2 protein-coding genes are annotated in these 1,292 nt (G+C 57.7%); one reads left to right on the plus strand and one right to left on the minus strand.

Translation table 11 applies throughout. The features are described from left to right. On the plus strand, positions 1-120 hold a 120-nt coding region (locus tag F8N62_RS32050; protein WP_224791431.1), incomplete at its 5' end, for a hypothetical protein. Positions 121-177: 57 nt separating this feature from the next. Here the strand turns inward: F8N62_RS32050 and F8N62_RS31415 are convergent. Next, positions 178-1,107: an SdiA-regulated domain-containing protein gene (locus F8N62_RS31415; RefSeq protein WP_150711347.1), complete on the minus strand. Its 930-nt coding sequence runs from the start codon at positions 1,105-1,107 to the stop codon at positions 178-180. Between the last annotated feature and the right edge of the window lie 185 nt (positions 1,108-1,292).

Below are 1,292 nucleotides of genomic sequence, written 5' to 3' on the forward strand. Positions count from 1 at the left end.
CTGCAACTCAACGTGCAAAACCTGACCGACAAGCGTTACTTCGACCAGGTGTTTCAGACGCACTACGCCCACGTGGCGGCGGGTCGTACCGCGCTGTTGAGCACCAACTTCCACTTCTGACCTGGCCCTGTAGGAGCTGCCGAAGGCTGCGATCTTTTCCGTTCGCGAGCGCGCTGATCACGGCTGCTTTTCAAAACGATAGAACAGGTTCGGTTCGCTCACCATGTACACCGTCCCCGCGTCGTCCATGGTCACGCCTTCAGCGCGAGGAATGGTTTTCTTCAGCCCGTTGAAGCCGCCAAGCAAAGTCATGAAACTCACCTGCTCGCCCTTCTCGTCGAGTTCGAGCAACAAGTGGGAATCAGCGGACAACACCAGGGTATGGCCGGTTCGAGGATCGATGGCCAGGGCCGAGAGGTTACGGATATCCAGTTCATCACTGGCCAGCTTCTGCTTGTCGCCGGTGAGGGTCTGACTGTCGGTGCTCTTCCAGGTAAACAACGCCGGCGGACGTTCTTCACCCAACAGCATCTGCTTGTTGCGCGAATCCCAGACGATGGCTTCGAACGCCTTGTTCTGGTCTTTCGACGGACCGAGGTCGTATTTCGGGAAGTTGGCGATGTTCAGCTCTCGGGTATCGGCATCAACCTTGACGATAGAAAGCACGTGTTCGCGCTCATCTACGATGGCCAGAAGACCGTTGCCCATGACCGTCACGCCTTCCGGGTTGCTCCAGCCCACCAGCGGCATCTTGCGCAATACGTCGCCCTGCAAACTCAGCTCGACCAGGAACGGATTCTTGCCCATGACCGAGAACAGGGTTTTGGTTTCAGCACTGTAGGCGAGGTCGGACGCTTCGTCCTTTTCCATTCCCGGCAATGGCTTGGCGTCGATCACTGCCCGGTAATCCGGTAGCCATATGCTCTCCTGGCGTTCGGTCGGGCTTTCGAAACGTTCCAGCACCCAGAGCGCACCCCGGTCATCCCAATGCATGACGAACGCGAGGCCATACGCGGCGGCCACCGCCAGCAAAAGCCATGAATACCAACGCATGTACACGCGCGGGCGACGGGCAGTTTTTAGCGTGGGCAGCGGTTGATTGGCCATCGAGGGATGTGTTCCAGAAATTCAGGCTATGGGTAATAGCACAATTGGGACCGGCTCAGACGCCGGAATCCGCGGAATTATCCAGACAAGATGTGAAAAAAACGGGAAATGGCGGGATTGCCCTGCATCGGCGCAGAGCTTTGAGACCACCCAATACCCTGTGGGAGCGAGCTTGCTCGCGATGG

The sequence above is a fragment of the Pseudomonas fluorescens genome, assembly GCF_902497785.1.
Taxonomy (GTDB): domain Bacteria; phylum Pseudomonadota; class Gammaproteobacteria; order Pseudomonadales; family Pseudomonadaceae; genus Aquipseudomonas; species Aquipseudomonas fluorescens_BO.

Coding starts and splice junctions, on each gene's coding strand:
- F8N62_RS31415 (WP_150711347.1), bottom strand. CDS start 1,107: ATGGCCAATCAACCGCTGCCCACGCTAAAAACTGCCCGTCGCCCGCGC.